The organism is Paenibacillus sp. 276b (genome assembly GCF_900107875.1).
Taxonomy (GTDB): Bacteria; Bacillota; Bacilli; order Paenibacillales; family Paenibacillaceae; genus Paenibacillus; species Paenibacillus marchantiae.
Window position 1 is genome coordinate 107,940 of sequence record NZ_FNRR01000004.1, and the last position, 18,153, is coordinate 126,092.

Sequence of the window (18,153 nt, forward strand, 5' to 3'; positions counted from 1 at the left end):
AATGAAGACATGAATTCAGGAAGTGATATTTTGTAATCGTTTCCAATGTGGGGAGGAAGACACTATGAAAGCCGAAACGGCGGCTCGGACACGACCCGCTACCCGCAGTGACAAAAACCTGCTGTGGAGGGACATCATCAAAAACCGGTGGCTCTATATTATGTTGATACCGGGCGTGCTTTACTTTGTTATTTTCAAATACATACCCATGTACGGTATTACGATGGCTTTTCAGGATTACACGCCTTACAAGGGCATTCTGGGCAGCGACTGGGTAGGGTTTAAGCACTTCCAGCGTTTCTTCGGGGAACCGCAGTTCTGGACTTTGTTCCGGAATACGTTTTTGCTAGCGATTTATAATATGGTGTTCTTCTTCCCGCTGCCAATTGTATTGGCACTCATGATGAATGAAGTTCGCCGTGAACGTTTCAAACGATTTGTACAGACGCTGGTATATGTTCCACACTTTGTTTCCTGGGTTGTTGTGGTTGGTGTGTTCTACATGCTGTTCACAACCGAGGGCGGCGCTATTAACGAATTACTTTATAACCTGACGGGACAAAAAGTGGCTTTCCTGCTTGAGCCCGGCTGGTTTCGAACGATGATTGTTGGACAATCCATCTGGAAAGAGGTAGGTTGGGGTACGATTATTTTCCTAGCGGCACTCTCCGGTGTAGATACACAGCTCTATGAAGCTGCACGGATGGATGGTGCCAATCGCTGGCGTCAGACATGGCATATTACGTTGCCTGCCATCCGCAGTACAATCATTATTTTGCTCATTCTGCGTCTGGGTAACTTCCTGGATACAGGCTTTGAACAAATCTTCCTGATGCTCACGCCGACGAACCGGGATGTGGGTGAGGTATTTGATACCTACGTCTACACCAAAGGTCTCACACAGGCACAGTACAGTTATAGTGCTGCTGTTGGTTTGTTCAAGTCGGTGGTCGGACTGGCACTTGTACTGGGTGCCAACACGATGGCCAAAAAATTCGGGGAGGAAGGCGTCTACTAACGCTTGGCAGCAGACGTTCTTCACCAGACAGGAGTGAACATTAAGATGCAACAGGATAAAACGTGGGGCAACCGGATTTTTGATATCCTCAATCATGGTTTTCTACTTTTGATCGGAATCGTGACCGTTATCCCGTTCATTTATATTTTGGCCGTCTCGTTTACGAGTCCGCATGAAGTGGCTAAGGGAGGATTCATTCTTTTTCCAAAAGAATTCTCCCTCGCTGCTTACCGTTACATTTTCTCTACAGACACATTGATTCGCAGTCTGGGTGTATCCATTTATATCACTGTAATCGGAACACTGCTTAACCTGTTGTTCACTTCGCTTATGGCGTATCCGCTTTCCAGAAGATACTTGCGTGGACGCCAGCCGATCTTGCTGGGTGTACTGTTCACCATGCTGTTCAGCGGTGGGATGATTCCAACCTACTTTGTCGTAAAATCATTGCACCTGACGGATACATTATGGTCTTTGATGCTGCCTACCGCGATTAGTGCGTTCAACCTGATCGTACTTAAGAACTTCTTCCAAGCCATTCCGGATGAACTGGAGGATGCCGCCAAAATCGATGGATGTAACGATTTTGGCGTATTGTTCCGTATTGTTTTGCCTTTGTCGATGCCAGCAATGGCTACATTCTCTCTCTTTTATGCGGTGGCTCATTGGAACAGCTTCTTCAACGCTGTCATTTATATCAACGATAGTGAAAAGTGGCCCGTACAAGTGTGGCTGCGTGAGATTGTCATCCTGGCTCAGAGCCGGATCGGGGATACCAGTATCGAAGAGACCGAGATTCAGCCGCTCACCATACGCATGGCCGTTATCGTGTTCTCCACGATTCCAATCATGCTGGTGTATCCATTCCTGCAAAAACACTTTGCCAAAGGAGTGATGCTGGGATCGGTAAAAGGTTGAAATTGCGCATGGTTGTACATCAAAACGGGTTCATGACTGTATAAAAAAGGGGAGGTTTTCGTTTAATGAAAGCAACAAAAAAGAAAGCCGTAGCTGTCTTGAGCACACTGGCATTGGTAACAGGCCTGCTGGCAGGATGCGGATCGGATGAAGGTCAGGATGCCGAGGGCGGCGTGCAGAATGTGTCCATTGCAATAGCACAGGTGGGCGACGTACCGAGCAAAGGCAATGAGGTCCAGCAAAAGATTGAGGCGTATACGAACACCAAACTAGACATTCAGTGGATTCCGGCTTCGGCTTACAATGACAAAATCAATGTCATGATTGCATCAAGCGATATGCCCAAAATTGTGAAAGTACAGTATAACCCAACCGTAACCAGTGCGATGCGTAACGATGTATTCTGGGAAGTTGGACCTTTGCTGAAGGATTATAAAAATCTGTCTGCACAGAACGAGCGTTTCTTTGACAATATCAAGGTGGAAGGCAAAATCTACGGGGTACCCGTATTCTCTGATATTGCCCGTGCAACGGTGATTTACCGTAAAGACTGGTTTGATAAGTTGAATCTCAAGGTACCAACGACACCGGATGAATGGTATGAAACGATCAAGACGCTGGCGACCTCCGATCCGGATGGAGACGGTCAGGATAATACGTTTGGACTCATGCTTTTCAAAAAGTATAACGAGGATCAATATTCCTTCACTACACGTCTTGGCGTAAGTTTTGGTGCACCAAACAAGTGGAAGGTAGAAGATGACGGCAGTTTTACGCCGGAATTCATGACACCGGAATATATGCAGGTGCTGGATTTGCTGAAACGTTTGTATAGCGAGAAACTGCTGAATCAGGACTTTGCCGTATTTGACTCCACAGAAGCGGAGAAGAAATATGATACAGGTGTTGTCGGCATGCGTATCGGTGTCGCCCAGAACGGAAAGAGCCAACAAGAGCGTCTTTCTAAGAATGACCCGGATGGCGTAGTAGACATTGCAGGTTTGCTTGGTGTGAGTGGCGACCGTGTGGCGGGGCAGACGGGTAACTCCGGTATTCTGGCCTTCCCGAAAGCGACGGTGAAATCGGAAGACGAGCTGAAAAACCTGTTGTCTTTCCTGGATAAATTGATGGACCCGGAGATGGCAACGCTGCTGATGCGTGGTATTGAAGACAAACATTATAAGAAGGCTGGCGAGGACCAGGTGGAGATGAGCGACTTCGATGCATTCCAGCGTGAAGTGAAGCCATATCGTGATAACTTGCCTTACGTAGAAGGTTACAACGTACCGAAATTGAAAGATACCGAACTCGGTGAGAAGGGTACGGAACTTGCCAAAGAGCTGGCCGAACACGCTGTGCCAAACCCTGCATTAACCTTGTATTCGTCTACTTATGGCGACCGTGGGGCAGATCTGGATCAGATGATTGCAGATGCGCAGACCAAATATATTATGGGCAAAATCGATGAAAATGGCTGGAAACAGGAGATCGAGAATTGGGGCAATGCGGGCGGTACCAAAATTCGTGAGGAATATGCCGAAGACTACAAAAAACAGGCTAAATAAAAAGCCGGAAGCGGAGGAACATCATGAAAGAAACCCTGCAATTCACACCGGTACGGATGGCTGAACAGTTCATGGAAAGTTATCGCAATCATGAGTTGTACCCTACCTGGCATTATGAAAATGGTTGTCTACTGAAAGCGCTGGAAGAGCTGTACACCCATACCGGAGAACAGAAATATTTCGATTACATTCATGAACTGATGGATAACTTCATTCAGGAAGATGGCTCGATTCGTTCCTATGCGGTTGAGGAATATAACCTGGACCAGATTAACCAGGGGAAATCGCTGTTCCTATTGCTGGACAAAACGGGCGAAGAAAAGTACCGTAAAGCCGCGGATTTGCTCATGGTACAGCTTAAGGGACAGCCTCGTACGAGTGAAGGCGGATTCTGGCACAAGAAGGTCTACCCGTTTCAGATGTGGCTGGATGGGCTGTATATGGCCACGCCGTTCCTGACGCAATATGGTGCGGTTACTGGCGAGGAGAAGTGGTTTGACAAGGCGGCATTACAGCTACTGCTGGTGGAGAAACGTACACGTGATCCACGCAGCGGTCTACTGTACCATGCCTGGGATGAGAGCAGGGAACAGCGCTGGAGCTCGGGAGAAACCGGATGCTCTCCGCATGTATGGAGCCGGGCGATGGGCTGGTATGTGATGGCGGTAGTGGATACATTGGATCATCTGCCTGTAGATCATGAGCAGCGGGGTCAGATTGTGGGGATTTTCGAACGTGTAGCGAATGCACTTGTACATGTACAGGACCAACAGTCCGGGTTATGGCCTCATTTGCTCGATCAGCCGGGGCGTGAGCGTAATTATTTGGAGGCTTCGGGAACCTCAATGTTTGTGTATGCACTTGCGAAGGGCGTACGTAAGGGTTATCTGAGTGGCAAGTTTAAAGCTATCGCAGAAAAGGGGTATCAGGGTCTGCTGCTGCATCTGCTGCAAACGGACCGTGAAGGTGTATTGTCCCTGACGCAGTGTAACGGTGGGGCAGGTCTGGGCGGTACCCCGTATCGTGACGGGTCGTACGAGTATTATGTAACTGAATCCATTCGGATTAATGATCCGAAATCGGTTGCTCCATTTATTTTGGCAGGAGTGGAAATGGAACTTTACAAGCCCAACTAACATGTACATGAGAACGGAGAGGACAGAAATAACTTGAGGAAGCGAAGCGTTCGCCTAAAAGCTTTCTGAAAGAAAGCTGCATCGGAAGCATACGCTTATCACCGGATTTTCCCTGCTGAAGAAGGGAATCAAAAAAATCTGGGGATAACAGCGATCAGAAGGTTGTTCTGTCATCGGAGTGCTTATGTACATAACCTTTATCCAAAGGAGAGATGGTTCATGAGTCCAAAAGGTCGGATGTCCCGTTTAGGCGGATTGGTCGTGGTTGGTGCAATGTCCGCCGGGCTGCTTGCAGGCTGTGGGGGAGAAAAAGCGCCTGCGGCAGGGGAAGGCAAGCTTCCCATTTCGATTTCTTTGATGCAGGTTGGTGATGTGCCGGCCAAGGAGAATGGGATTGAACAAAAGATTGAGGAATATACGAATACGGATGTCAGTGTACAGTGGATTCCGCAGTCTGCTTTTGATGATAAAGTTAATGTCATGGTAGCTTCGGGCGAGATGCCGACCATCATGCGTGTGAATTATGTACCCACAACATTTAACGCAGCCAAAACGGGGCTGTTCTGGGAAATTGGACCCTATCTGAAGGATTATAAGAACCTGTCTGCCCAATCCGAGGCTTATTTTGACAATATCAAGATCGAAGGAAAGGTCTACGGGGTACCCAACTTCCGCGATATTGGGCGTACAGCCATGGTGTACCGCAAGGACTGGTTCGACAAGCTTAAGCTGGATGTACCAAAAACGCTGGATGACTGGTACGAAGTGATGCGCTCCATTCGCAAGGATGATCCTGATGGTAACGGCAAGGAAGATACGTATGGAACGGTACTATTCAAAAAGTACAACGAAGGAGTATCCTCTCCGCTGACACGGATCGCCGTAAGTATTGGTGGGGTGAACAAGTGGGGTGTGGACGATGCGGGTAAACTTACCCCTGAATTCCTGACCACAGAATATGTGGACACGATGAAGCTGTTCAAGCGTCAGTTCAGTGAGGGATTGATCAACAGTGACTTCCCAGCGCTGGACCCTTCTGATGCGGACAAAAAAATCGACTCCGGTCTTGTAGCTATGAAGCTGAACGGTGTTGCTCAGAACGGAAAGTCGTTTCAACAGCGGCTGACACCAAACGTGCCTGATGGCGAGATTGATGTGGCTCCGTTCCAAGGACCGGATGGCATTCGAATTGCCGGGGAACCAGGGAACTATGGCATGCTTGTCATTCCCAAAGCTTCCGTACCGGACGAAGAACAGTTAAAACAGGTGCTGACGTTCCTGGATCAACTGATGGACGAACCACTGAGTACGCTTCAGCTGCGTGGTCTGGAAGACGTGCACTATACGAAGACTTCGGATGGCAAAACCGAGTTCAAGGACTTCGACGGGTATCAGCGTGAAGTGAAGCCTTATCGTGACAATCTGCTAAGCATTGAAGGATATAACGTGCCTGAACTTGTCGATGTACCAATCGGTATGAAGGGCACGAAGATGGCACGTGAGAATGAGCAGTATGCTATTCCAAATCCGGCGCTGACCTTGTCTTCTGCCATCTATACTGAGCGAGGCCAGGAGCTGGACCAGATGATCTGGGATGCACAGACCAAATACATTATGGGCAAAATCGATGATGCTGGATGGGAGCAGGAAGTGGCGAACTGGAGAAAATCCGGTGGCGAACAGCTCATTTCCGAATTTGAAGCGTCTTATGCCCAGCTAAACGGGAAGTAATTTGAAGAACAAGCTGTGTTTTGCGTGAAATGACGTGAAGCATGGCTTGTTTTTTATGTTCTTTTTCTTCCCCGAGATTATGGTTAGGTGACAGAAGGGGTATAAAAGGTAAGGAGCATTTGTTCACATTCATTTTATTGCTCATCGAGAGGGGAATATACAGCATGATTGATGACCATCACAAGTTAGACGTATTAAACGTATTAGATACATACCAAGGAAGAGATCTGGGTGTCACGATGGAACCACAAGCCTGTGGTTTCAAAGTGTGGACTCCTGCCGCAAAGCAGGTGGATGTGCTGATTTACCCGCCTTCAACAGGGGGAAGTCCCAATGAACAGAAGAATCAGGACGAACAGAAAGAAATACCAATGAACAAACAGGATCAGGGCATCTGGTCCCTAAAGCTCGAAGGTGAGTGGAGCGGTTATCGTTATATGTATAGAGCCACCTTTGAGGACGGACGGCAGGAGATAGCGGTTGACCCCTATGCACGGGCTGTGACCATGAATGGAGAAATGGGAGTCATCGTCAGGCTGGAACAGACCCACCCGAATGGCTGGAATGAGGATATTCGTCCAAAACTGGCGAGCCCGGTAGATGCGGTCTTATATGAGCTGCATGTGCGCGATTTCTCGATCCATGAGTCATCCGGCATGAGGCACAAAGGAAAGTATCTTGCTTTTACCGAGACAGGTTTGCACGATTCAAACGGGAATACACTGGGGATCGATCATTTGGCTGAGCTGGGAATTACACATGTACATCTGCTACCGGTTTTTGATTTTGCGACAGTGGACGAATCGAAGGAAGATGACGGGACTTCCGATTGCTCACGTTATAACTGGGGATATGATCCGCTCCACTACAACGTTCCAGAAGGTTCTTATGCATCCCGTGCAGATGAGCCGGAGACAAGAATTCGAGAGTTCAAATCGATGGTACTCGCCCTTCATGAGAAGGGGATCGGAGTCATTATGGATGTGGTGTACAATCATACGTTTGATACGGCAGCCAGTTCATTTGAGAAGCTTGTTCCAGGATATTACTACCGTCAGAACCCGGATGGCACGTACAGCAATGGATCTGGTACAGGCAATGAAGTGGCTACGGAGCGGCCGATGGTGCGCAAGTTCATTATCGACTCCGTACGATACTGGGCAGAGGAATACCATGTGGACGGGTTTCGTTTTGACCTGATGGGTCTGATGGACACTGCAACGATGAAAGAGCTCGCAGCAGAACTGCATGCCAAAGTTTCTCCGTCCATCCTCTTATACGGTGAACCCTGGGGAGCGTTGGAATCACCCCTTGGGGATCGAATGACACTTAAGGGAGCACAGCGTAAAGCCGGATTTGCTGTATTTAACGATAACCTCCGTGGAACGATCAAAGGCGATAGTGATGGAACGGGAACCGGATTTGCTACTGGAGCGGAGGGAAAGGAAGATGATATATGGACAGGCGTACGGGGAGCCATTACCGATTTTACGGATAACCCATCTGAAACAATTAATTATGTAACCGTACATGATAATCTCAACCTGTGGGATAAAGTCGCCCAGACACAAGGATTGCACGATACACTGGGATTTATCACATATAGTGAGGATGGTCGTGTGAAAGGCAGCGCCAACGTAGAAGAGGCTGTACAGCAGGCGAAGCCGTATTTGCACGTTGACCCGGATCGTATACTGGAGAACGAAACGGTCCGGCGTTGTCTACTTGCTAATGGCATCGTATTGACTTCCCAGGGGGTTCCTTTGCTTGCGGCTGGAGATGAATTTCTGCGAAGTAAATATGGTGATGCCAACAGTCATGAGAGTGGGGATTCAGTCAATGCCATTCGGTGGGAGCAAAAGCAGCAGTTTAAACCTGTTCATGATTATTATCGTGGTCTGATCCGTCTTCGGCGCGAGCATCCTGCTTTTCGTCTTCGAACCCGGGAAGAGATTGAGCACCATGTTCGATTGCTTGAAAAAGGAAAAGGGCTGTTGGCCTATGAACTGGCAGGAACCGCTGTCGGAGATTCATGGGGACGGATAATCGTTATATATAATGCCTCCAAAGAAAACCGTACAACCTCCGTTCCTTCAGGTACATGGAATGTGGTCGTAGAGCAGGGGCAGGCTGGTACCGAGACGCTGCGTACGGCCAAGGATGGTCAGGTCAGCATTCCTGCTATATCCATGACGGTTATGTATTCAGGTGAATGAACGTTATTGCACCCTTTCTCCATTGTGGGACGAGGGTGTTTTGTTTTCTCCCGTCTTTTTTCATCAGGACAGGTACAAATGCTGTCAATCTATGGCGCTTGTTTACATATGCTGTATCTTGAAAGCGATTGCTATGTAGATTTGCATCATATTCAATATGCTAATTGAAAGCCTCTGCTCAACCGATATGTTGAGTACAGACAACCCCGGGTTGACAAATGACGTCTCGCTCCGTAACATCGGGACAACACGAAATCAATGGATATAAAGGCGGTGGGAACGATGCCGGAATGGACATCTTTTCGTTATGAAGGCAACGATCTTGGCTTAACATATACGCGTACAGTAAGCACATTTAAGCTGTGGGCACCTACAGCTCAGCAGGTTTCTATACTCATTTTTGATGATGAGGGACATTATGATGCAAGTGGTAAAGTAACCGAACATGATGACGGACAGCAACGGTCGATGACCCGTGACCCGGATGGAATATGGAGTGTACAGCTTGAAGGGGATTGGGCCGGACATTATTATATGTATCACATTACGCATGATGATCAGCATATTGCAGTGGCACCCGATCCTTACGCTCGTGCTGTATCGGCGAACGGACAGCGAACAGCCATAATTGATCTGGATACAACCAATCCTGTGGACTGGGAAGAGGATGTGAAGCCCGTATTTCTACGTCCGGCAGATGCAGTTCTATATGAATTACATGTGCGTGACTTCTCCTCCGACCCCCATGCCGATATTCCGTATAAGGGCAAATATTTGGCATTTACAGCTTCCGGGTTGACGGACAGAGGCGGCAACTCCATCGGAGTAGATCATCTTGTCGAACTCGGCATCACGCATGTGCATCTTCTGCCTGTAGCGGATTATCAGACGGTGGATGAATTGGCATCGACAACGGACGCCGGTTCGAATGCCAAATTGCCATACAACTGGGGGTATGATCCGCAGCACTATAACGTGCCGGAGGGTTCCTATGCCACCAATCCACGTGATCCTGCGGTTCGAATTCGGGAGTTCAAGGCTCTCATTCATTCCTTGCACCGACAAGGCATTCGTGTCGTGCTTGATGTGGTTTATAACCATACGTACAGCGTGGATGATGGACCTTTTGAACGAATTGTACCAAGTTATTATTATCGTTACCGTGAGGACGGCACATTGAGCAATGGCTCGGGTGTAGGCAATGAACTGGCTACGGAGCGCCCCATGGTACGAAAATATATTTTGGACTCTCTCCTGTATTGGGCAGAGGAATATCATGTGGACGGGTTTCGATTCGACCTCATGGGTCTGATTGATACAGACACGATGAACGAAGTGACCCGTGAGCTGAGAGAACAGATTGATTCGGCTTTTCTGATCTACGGGGAGCCGTGGACAGGCGGAGATTCACCTCTGGATCGGAAAACGTTAAAAGGAACACAACGCGGTCAGGGATTTGCTGTATTTAACGATCATTTCCGCAGTGCCATCAAAGGGGATAGTGATGGTATCGGCAAAGGTTTTGTTACCGGAGCAGACGGTAGGGAGTACGAAATTGCCATGGGTGTAGCAGGAGCGCTGGATGATTTCACATCTTCACCAGTGGAATCCGTCAATTATGTGACGGCACATGATAATCTCAACCTGTGGGACAAAATCGCAACAACGATGTACCTCAGGCATGATCTCGGTTACCCGGTATGGAGAGACGGGCAGCCCGTAGAAGGAGGCAGTGCGGAATCGGCGGTTAAAGCGGCGGACCCTTATCGTTATGTCGATGCGGATGATGTACTTGATCATGAGATGGTCCGTCGTTCCTTGCTCTCAACAGGGATTCTACTTACCTCACAGGGGATTCCATTTCTTCATGCAGGAGATGAGATGCTGAGATCCAAAGCAGGAGATCACAATAGTTATCGCAGCGGGGACGCCGTGAATACGATCACTTGGGCTAACAAAGCTCGATTCAGACCTGTTTTTGACTATTATCGCGGCCTGATTCATCTACGACGCACACATCCGGCTTTTCGTATGATTAACGCCGAGCAGGTAAGGAGTCACCTTCGCATGATGCGAGCAGAAGGAAATGTGGTTGCATTTACACTGGATCACGGAGCGAATCAGGATACCTGGAATCAGATCGTGGTGATCTACAACGGAACAGGTCAGCAGCAGCAAGTGAGTCTGCCGGAGGGTGACTGGCATATCGTGGTGAATGATCACCAGGCAGGTACAGATCTCATTGAGACGGTGAGCGGAACCGCAATGGTAGAACGATGGTCACTGATGGTAATGTACGACACGGAGTATGCTGGCGGTGCTGAACCCGCTGTGATTGAGATTCATTCGCCGCGTCTTGTGTACAGTGTCGGAGAGATTGCCGGTTTGCGAGCATCGGTCAGAGACCGTTTTGGTAATGTGGTGGAGAACGCATCTGTGAACTGGAGCTCTTCGAACCCACAGATTATTGCGATTCAATCCGATGGGACAATTCATACGGGGGAGACCGGAGAAGCCACGATCAGCGTACAATGTGGCACGATTACCACAGAGTGTACGCTGCAGGTTGATTACCTCCATCCGGAACGAATTGAAATTATCGGGGAATCCGTGATGTACACAACACGTGTCAGTCGATTCCGCGCCTTGGTTCTGGATCAATTCGGCCAGCCTTTGCAAGGTATGAATATACGGTGGAGCTCATCTCATCTGGAGCATGCAGCGGTCAGTACAGCAGGCATTGTGCGTGCTTTAACACCAGGATCTACCCAGATTATCGCGGAAGCTGGAGGAATTCAGGCATCGCTGAATATCAAAATCCACAAACCAATTTCGCGAATAGTGACTCTCCGATATGAACGGGAAGATCAGCATTATGAGGGATGGGATGTCTGGGTATGGGGCACAGGCATGGAGGATGGAGCGGTCTCCTTTGAGCGAGTAGGCAATGCAGCAGAAGCCCGTTTTCGGGTGGCTGCAGGATTGCATCATCTGGGCTTAATCATTCGTCTGAATGAATGGGAAGCCAAAGATACCTGCGGAGATCGTTATGTTGATATCGGTCCTGAAGACGGAGATGTGCACATTATCGTTCAGAGTGGGTCGGATCAGATGCAGGTTATCCGTGAAAGTGATGTAGAGGATGATCGTAACAGCGCTTAGCCGGCCAGGTTATAACTTCATACAAGTGGTTGAAAAATATAGGCTTAACAAGCGGTCGGAAGGTATTCCGGCTGCTTTTTTGTTCATCAGAAAGAACCATTTTCACCCGAAAAATAAAAAAACTGTACATGTCAGTGTTTGAGATGGTCTTTCATTGGGGTAAATATAGATATGGCCCCAGATTCGGCCACGCACGAAAAGGCCATTCTGGTCTAAGAGAGAAGCTTATCGCTTCCTAACAAATATAAAGTAAGGATCCCTTGAAGGAGGATGTTCAATCATGAAATCCAACGGAAAAATGGCTCAACTTACGGCAACACCAAGAACTGAAAAGAAAGGTGCAGCATTGCGCCTGTTAAGACAAGGCGGACGTGTTCCGGCTGTCGTTTATGGCCCGGGATTAGAAGGTGCCGCGATACATGTAGATGAAAAAGAAGTGCTGAAAGTAGCACGTACAGGTCGCTCCGAGATGTTCAACCTCAATCTTGAGGGTGGCAAAACGGTTCCAGTGCTGATCAAGGATCAGCAGGAACGTAACGGACGTCTGCTGCACGTGGACTTCCTGCAAATTTCGAAGAACAAGCCGATCAGCGTTAGTGTATCGATCGACTTCCAAGGTACCGCAGCCGGCTCCAAGGCAGGCGGTGTGTTCCAGACACAGGAAACTCAACTGGAGGTCGAAGGGCTTCCGGCTGATCTGCCAACCTCCATTGAGGTGGATGTTAGCGGACTGGAAATTGGTGATCGTTTGACAGCTGGAGATATCAAGCTCGAAAAAGGTCTGACTCTGGTGACGTCAGGTGATTCCATCATCGCTTCCGTGATGCCGCCACAAGCGGCTGAGGAAGAGCCTACGGCTTCTGCTGATGAAGCAGCACCGGCAGCACCAGAAGAACCAGCTAAAGAAGAATAGGGAGTCAGAATATTTATTATTCTGTATCTCAACCAAGCCCGGTCATCACGACCGGGCTTTTTTATATTGGAAATGGACAAGTGGAGTCGCTGGAGATGCGCGATGATGAATGTCGTTTTGACTTATGACAGATGGCTACATAGTCGAGCTATTCGGTATGATAACGTTGCCTGTTTGCGTGAAGTAGCGTTACAGTATACTATGATTCGGAGCAGCAACAATGCACTTTGGAATAATTTGCACAAGAAAGCAGGTTTCGCAATATGTTTGATCCGACGATTTATGACAATTTGAAAGTAGGCTTCGAAAATTACCTATATGATCTCGATAATTTGGATGAACTTATTTCCATAACAGATCGGAAGGATCAGCTTGAGATGGCTCGTATGTCCAGAGAGTTCGTGCTGCAATTCTGCCTGAGAGATTGTCCTGAGGTAACTGGCGAAGTGGTACTGAGCACATCGCTTGAGGATCTCGCGGCTGAGATTTTGGAGACACCAGGTGGTCCATCAGGTTGCCGTTTGCGGCTGCGGTTCAGAATGGTTGTTAAGGAGCCTGAGGCTCAATGTCCGGCGATTAGCCCCATATTACAAGAGAGCTGGCCGGAACAACGAAAATTGCAGCATATTCATTATATATTTGAAGATCAGCCAGCAACTTACGCCGTCACTGCTGAAGTACATTTTGACCGTAGTGTGAATGAAGATCAGATGGGAGATATCCCTGATCTGTGCGACCATATGGTCAATGTGCTGACTAAATTATTGCAATTGCACAAATAACCAAGCGAAAAAGTCTTGTCTCTGCTCAAAGAGACAAGACTTTTTTTATTTTTTTTGAATGCCAAATAGGCTATCAGGCGTAGGTATAAGGACTTGAGGTTAATATTTTACGCAAGCAAGTAAGAGAATGTATATTTAATAAGCCGAATAAGTGCGATTGAACTATATACATAAGGTGAAATTGCGAAAGTGAGTTTGGGACTAAAGATTTAGTACCGGACTAAAGGAACTAGTTTTCCTTGCCGATAAAATATCGAAGGGGAGAAACTACATGACAGAGAAATTAATTCGTCTTCTGCGTATACTTCAGGCTATACAAGCGAATCCCGGAATTTCCGCCAAAGAATTGGCGTTGAAATGCGGTACCACTGTGCGCACGATTTATCGCGATCTCCGAATTTTGGACAGGGTTGCCCCTATCATGAATGAAGGTTATGGCAAGGGATATCGGTTCATTGGTGAATTTGCCATGTATCCTCTGGATTTTACCGAACAGGAAGCGATGGTATTCTCGATGCTTCCATCCGTGGTGGATACTTCGCAACTCCCGGCTGAATTTGATTCAGCTTTTGACAAGGTGATGACAGCTCATACCAAAATGAAATCGAGAAACAGTGACATTGTAGAAAATATTGCAGGCATTATTCGTATGGGTACACCTGCATACCGGGAAGAAGGGAAGTATCCCAATTTACTTATTCCAGTCATTGAAGCCATTCTGGATCAACAAACGATTCGAACCCAATATCATACGCTTACGAAAAATGAAATAACGGTCCGCGACATTGACCCCTATTACCTCATTCCGCGCGATCAGCGTTTCTACTTGATTGGTTATTGCCACTTGCTGAAGAAAGTACGTTTGTTTCGGATCAGTCGCTTTCTGGACGTTATCCAGACCAATACCCATTTTGTTATGGGTGATTTCAACATAACGCAGTTCATGAAAAATACGTGGTCCATTGATCGTGGGGATAAACTGATTCATTTTAAAGTAAGGTTCAGTAAAGAGGTGGCCCCCTACATAAAAGAAGAAGAAATGTTTGTTCGTCCACGAATGACTGATTTGCCTGATGGCGGATTGTTATTTGAAGTAACGCTGAACAGTAGTCGTGAATTCCTGAAATGGTTATATCAATTTGGCCCCGAAGCGGAGGTTCTTGAACCCCGCGAATATCGTAAAGAAATTCGTAAACAACTCATAGAGTGGATGAAGCATTATGCGGAAGATCAATAATTTCAACCCTTCTAAAATCAAAAAAATGTGTAAAAGGAGCTTTTTCAATGAGTACCAAATTATTTGCAGCCATGTATGGAATGGAACATTATCATGGTGTAGAAGCTTTAAATGTAGGCGATATCCTGTTTCTGGTCAAAGACCCCGACAATCGGGTGGACTCTCGAGCCATCAAGGTAGTGGTTCCACCCATTGGGACGGTTGGATATATTGTTAATAATCCGCTGCTCGCTCCTCATGGTTGCTGGACAGGCTCGGGAATCTATGATGCTTTCCGCCAACAAACCTGCGCTAAAGTAAGGTTTGCCATGAAAGATATGATTATTGTGGAGTTAATTGAAATGATGTACGTTCCTGTTCCGCATATGGATAGTTTTATTGCAGACTGGCAGTCACGTGAAAAAGCCTAACGAAATCACAAGCGCAACAAGATTTATGCGCGGATGAGTCTTGTATAAGCTGCTTCAAGATGCATGGCTGTCCGGGCCCAACTGAACTGTTCAACTGCACTGGCACGGCCAGCTTCTCCAAGCGAACGAGCAAGAGAAGGATTGTCTGCGAGTTTAGACAGGTAAGCAGCGAAACTTCGGGGGTTGTGATACTGTCTCACAAGGTATCCATTAGTCCCCGATACTATGATTTCACGAATGCCTCCATTGTCTGAAGCAATGACGGGTAGTCCTGAAGCCATAGCTTCAACATTAACCAGCCCGAAGGCCTCATGTTGTTGGGAAGGGCACACTAGACAGTCCACAGCCCTGTACAAACGGTCAATACGTTCATGAGCGATCTGACCTCGGAAGGCGGCATCCACCTTTAATTTTCGGGCAAGCTGTCGCAGCTTGCGGACGTAAACTGGAGGTCCTTTACCTGCAATGATCAGTTGTACGGATACCTGCTGCTGAATAAGAGCTACGGCACGAATCAATATGTCCACACCTTTGCCGGGAATCAGTCGGCCTACATACAGAATGGAGAATGGCCCTGTAATACCAAACTGCTTCCGCAGAAGCTGCTGCTCTCCTTTAGCTGCAGGCAAAAAACGGCTTAGGTCCACGCCAAGTGGTACAACACCCATCCGTCGTTTCAAGGATGGGAATCGACGAGCCAGCCTTTGTCTGAGGGATTGACTGTTGACGGCAATCCAGTTCGCTTTTTTTAACAGCGCTAATCTTGCAGGACCTGGTTGTGCAAAGGTTAACGAGTGAAGATAGAGCACCACAGGTAACGAAGGGAAGGCGCGTTTAATTGCAGCCATACTATGAGGTCTGTTATCTACCTGGATCAAATCGAAGGGCTGAATTTTCAGAAAACGGATCACTGCCCTTGTGTACTCGCTGGGACTGGTGGCTGGTACACGACGGATCGTAATGCCATCTAATTGCTCTGTGATGGCAAGGCCGGGCATCTGACGACTTAAGATCGTCACCTGGTGACGGAGTGCAAGTTCGCGAGCAATGCCGAGGAGGCAGATTTCGACTGATCCGTTACCTGGGACTGGCAATTTTTCAGGCGCTATCAGGGTTATTTTCATCAACAGGCTCCTCCTTGTCCATATTCGTAACAATCTACTTTGGTCATATATCCTATGTGCATCGGGTGGATTTGGCTCCTGTGGAACTACGCGTGAGGGGAAATTTCGTTTTTGTGATATACTGTACGGGGTGCAGTGAAATCGTTGCGCGTATTTAGAAGCAGGAGGAAAAAAATGTTACATTCAACACTCAGCCGCTTTCGACTGCTGTTGTGGTTGCAGGGGCTTTCATATGTGCTGTTGTTATTTGTTGCTTTTCCATTAAGGGAATCAGGAATCATGCCTCAGGCAGTCACGTGGTTTGGCAACATCTATGGCTTTTTATTTCTGATGTATTTATTATTTATGGTGAGTCTTTATACTACGCAAAAATGGCGTTTACGTCGTCCAATTGCTTTGTTTTTTGTCTCATTTATCCCGCTAGGCAATTTCATCTATGATTTGCTGGTCTTTCGCAAGCTGGACCGTAGTCAGTCAAATAAAGCTTGACTTTGCTTATCGTTATGAATATGATGAGAACAGATTATTGAACCTGTTTCAACTTAAAACTAAATATTCCTGATGTTAAAGGGGAGTAGCTTTCACAGTAAAGTCGTCAGTTCGGGATTATATCCCCGGCTTTATTGGCAGCAATTTTGTTGTTAGCGAGACCTTTACCAAGTTTTCATACTGGGTAAAGGTCTCTTTTTGTGAATAAAAAGGACCTTACCAGTAATGGTAAAGGTCCTTTTTTTTGTACATCATAAGGATACTAAGGAGGAGTCAATTTTGGATTTGTCATTATTATTGGAGTATGGGTGGGTTCTCGTCGTATTAGTAGTCCTGGAGGGATTGCTTGCAGCGGATAATGCATTGGTTCTTGCCATTATGGTTAAGCATTTACCTGATGATAAACGCAAAAAGGCGTTATTTTATGGTTTGATGGGAGCGTTTATTTTCCGATTGGGTTCGTTGTTCCTGATCTCGTTCCTCGTGGACGTATGGCAGGTTCAAGCGATTGGTGCCCTGTACCTGTTGTACATCTCCATTAACCACATTGTCAAAAAGGTGTTGGGTAGCCGAAACAAAACAGATGAAGCGGCTGATTCCGCTCCCAAAAAACAAAAAAAACAATCTGGTTTCTGGATGACTGTATTCAAGGTGGAAGTGGCAGATATCGCGTTCGCGGTCGATTCCATTCTCGCAGCTGTGGCGCTGGCTGTTGCCTTGCCGCCAAGTGGTCTTCCTCCGATCGGTGGACTTGACGGTGGCCAGTTTATCGTCATCTTCCTCGGCGGATTTATCGGTCTCGTCATCATGAGATTTGCGGCTTCCTTCTTCGTTAAGTTGCTTCATTCCCGTCCAGGGCTTGAAGTTGCAGCCTTCGTTATCGTCGGCTGGGTTGGGGTTAAGTTGGCTGTTATTACACTTGCACACCCTTCACTGGGCGTTCTGGATGAGCATTTCCCGGAAAATAAAATTTGGAAATTTGGATTCTACATTGTGCTGATTACGATTGCAGTATGCGGTTGGTTCCTGTCTTCCAAGGTGCCTGAAAAAGAAGATGAAAATCCTGTGGAAGAATTGGAAAAACAAGCAGGGAAATGATAAGATGCAAATTCAAATCTGTCAAAACATGTACCATCAATAATCGATATCTAATCTCATGATATGCATGAGTAAGCAGGGTCTGTTCCTTACAGACCCTGCTTTTTTTATATAAGTTATTGGCACGAAGTTAAATCTAATGCATATGAAAAATAGGGAATTTTCCAAGAAAAGGGTTGACACATCGAAACGAGTCCGCTTAATATAAACATAATATTAATGAAGGGAGGTCGAGAGATATGATGGTTGGTTATGATTTGAAATTCACAAAGACACTACGAAGCACAGACACAATTGTATATCCAGTTCATCGTCTCTTTGGCCTCATACGGGCGACATAGGGGAAGATGCATA

At 47.1% G+C, this 18,153-nt stretch carries 14 protein-coding genes; 13 read left to right on the top strand and 1 reads right to left on the bottom strand.

Going from position 1 to position 18,153, the window contains the following annotated elements; genetic code table 11:
- Positions 1–64 precede the first annotated feature (64 nt).
- From BLV50_RS19690 to BLV50_RS19740, 11 genes are all read left to right on the top strand, one after another.
- Positions 65–1,018, top strand: a complete 954-nt coding sequence (locus BLV50_RS19690; protein ID WP_063566889.1) for an ABC transporter permease — start codon at positions 65–67, stop codon at positions 1,016–1,018.
- Positions 1,019–1,063: 45 nt separating this feature from the next.
- On the top strand, positions 1,064–1,936 hold the full coding sequence (locus BLV50_RS19695) for a carbohydrate ABC transporter permease (protein ID WP_090809530.1): 873 nt from the start codon (positions 1,064–1,066) through the stop codon (positions 1,934–1,936).
- Positions 1,937–2,001: 65 nt separating this feature from the next.
- A complete protein-coding gene (locus BLV50_RS19700) occupies positions 2,002–3,501 on the top strand; it encodes an extracellular solute-binding protein (protein ID WP_063566890.1) in 1,500 nt (499 codons plus the stop codon).
- A gap of 23 nt (positions 3,502–3,524) precedes the next feature.
- Entirely contained in the window at positions 3,525–4,637 is a 1,113-nt protein-coding gene (locus tag BLV50_RS19705; protein WP_090809532.1) for a glycoside hydrolase family 88/105 protein, read from the top strand.
- 219 nt (positions 4,638–4,856) lie between these two features.
- Complete coding sequence (locus tag BLV50_RS19710; RefSeq protein ID WP_090809534.1) at positions 4,857–6,368, top strand: extracellular solute-binding protein; 1,512 nt, start codon at positions 4,857–4,859, stop codon at positions 6,366–6,368.
- A 164-nt stretch (positions 6,369–6,532) separates the two neighbouring features.
- Complete coding sequence (pulA, locus tag BLV50_RS19715) at positions 6,533–8,584, top strand: type I pullulanase (protein WP_090809536.1); 2,052 nt, start codon at positions 6,533–6,535, stop codon at positions 8,582–8,584.
- Positions 8,585–8,866: 282 nt separating this feature from the next.
- The gene (pulA, locus tag BLV50_RS19720; protein ID WP_090809538.1) at positions 8,867–11,746 is read left to right on the top strand and encodes a type I pullulanase; all 2,880 of its coding nucleotides are present in this window, start codon (positions 8,867–8,869) and stop codon (positions 11,744–11,746) included.
- Between the two features lie 280 nt (positions 11,747–12,026).
- The gene (locus tag BLV50_RS19725; RefSeq protein ID WP_063566894.1) at positions 12,027–12,659 is read left to right on the top strand and encodes a 50S ribosomal protein L25; all 633 of its coding nucleotides are present in this window, start codon (positions 12,027–12,029) and stop codon (positions 12,657–12,659) included.
- 263 nt (positions 12,660–12,922) lie between these two features.
- Positions 12,923–13,441 (top strand): hypothetical protein, encoded by a 519-nt coding sequence (locus tag BLV50_RS19730; protein WP_090809540.1) that lies wholly within the window; start codon positions 12,923–12,925, stop codon positions 13,439–13,441.
- A 271-nt stretch (positions 13,442–13,712) separates the two neighbouring features.
- Complete coding sequence (locus BLV50_RS19735; RefSeq protein ID WP_079697431.1) at positions 13,713–14,678, top strand: helix-turn-helix transcriptional regulator; 966 nt, start codon at positions 13,713–13,715, stop codon at positions 14,676–14,678.
- A 47-nt stretch (positions 14,679–14,725) separates the two neighbouring features.
- Positions 14,726–15,088: an HIRAN domain-containing protein gene (locus BLV50_RS19740; protein WP_063566897.1), complete on the top strand. Its 363-nt coding sequence runs from the start codon at positions 14,726–14,728 to the stop codon at positions 15,086–15,088.
- A gap of 23 nt (positions 15,089–15,111) precedes the next feature.
- Here BLV50_RS19740 and BLV50_RS19745 read toward each other — a convergent pair whose 3' ends face one another.
- The gene (locus tag BLV50_RS19745; RefSeq protein WP_090809541.1) at positions 15,112–16,212 is read right to left on the bottom strand and encodes a glycosyltransferase family 4 protein; all 1,101 of its coding nucleotides are present in this window, start codon (positions 16,210–16,212) and stop codon (positions 15,112–15,114) included.
- A 174-nt stretch (positions 16,213–16,386) separates the two neighbouring features.
- Here BLV50_RS19745 and BLV50_RS19750 point away from each other — a divergent pair, with 174 nt between their 5' ends.
- Together BLV50_RS19750 and BLV50_RS19755 are read left to right on the top strand one after the other, a co-directional pair.
- Positions 16,387–16,701 (top strand): DUF3817 domain-containing protein, encoded by a 315-nt coding sequence (locus tag BLV50_RS19750; protein WP_064635903.1) that lies wholly within the window; start codon positions 16,387–16,389, stop codon positions 16,699–16,701.
- A gap of 279 nt (positions 16,702–16,980) precedes the next feature.
- Positions 16,981–17,799, top strand: a complete 819-nt coding sequence (locus BLV50_RS19755; RefSeq protein ID WP_079697430.1) for a TerC family protein — start codon at positions 16,981–16,983, stop codon at positions 17,797–17,799.
- Positions 17,800–18,153 lie beyond the last annotated feature (354 nt).

Bases quoted from the DNA above. Each gene is read 5' to 3' on its own strand.
- BLV50_RS19750 (WP_064635903.1), top strand. From the start codon at position 16,387: ATGTTACATTCAACACTCAGCCGCTTTCGACTGCTGTTGTGGTTGCAG.
- BLV50_RS19740 (WP_063566897.1), top strand. From the start codon at position 14,726: ATGAGTACCAAATTATTTGCAGCCATGTATGGAATGGAACATTATCAT.
- BLV50_RS19735 (WP_079697431.1), top strand. From the start codon at position 13,713: ATGACAGAGAAATTAATTCGTCTTCTGCGTATACTTCAGGCTATACAA.
- BLV50_RS19705 (WP_090809532.1), top strand. From the start codon at position 3,525: ATGAAAGAAACCCTGCAATTCACACCGGTACGGATGGCTGAACAGTTC.
- pulA (WP_090809536.1), top strand. From the start codon at position 6,533: ATGATTGATGACCATCACAAGTTAGACGTATTAAACGTATTAGATACA.
- BLV50_RS19710 (WP_090809534.1), top strand. From the start codon at position 4,857: ATGAGTCCAAAAGGTCGGATGTCCCGTTTAGGCGGATTGGTCGTGGTT.
- BLV50_RS19690 (WP_063566889.1), top strand. From the start codon at position 65: ATGAAAGCCGAAACGGCGGCTCGGACACGACCCGCTACCCGCAGTGAC.
- BLV50_RS19700 (WP_063566890.1), top strand. From the start codon at position 2,002: ATGAAAGCAACAAAAAAGAAAGCCGTAGCTGTCTTGAGCACACTGGCA.
- BLV50_RS19695 (WP_090809530.1), top strand. From the start codon at position 1,064: ATGCAACAGGATAAAACGTGGGGCAACCGGATTTTTGATATCCTCAAT.
- BLV50_RS19745 (WP_090809541.1), bottom strand. From the start codon at position 16,212: ATGAAAATAACCCTGATAGCGCCTGAAAAATTGCCAGTCCCAGGTAAC.
- BLV50_RS19725 (WP_063566894.1), top strand. From the start codon at position 12,027: ATGAAATCCAACGGAAAAATGGCTCAACTTACGGCAACACCAAGAACT.
- BLV50_RS19730 (WP_090809540.1), top strand. From the start codon at position 12,923: ATGTTTGATCCGACGATTTATGACAATTTGAAAGTAGGCTTCGAAAAT.
- pulA (WP_090809538.1), top strand. From the start codon at position 8,867: ATGCCGGAATGGACATCTTTTCGTTATGAAGGCAACGATCTTGGCTTA.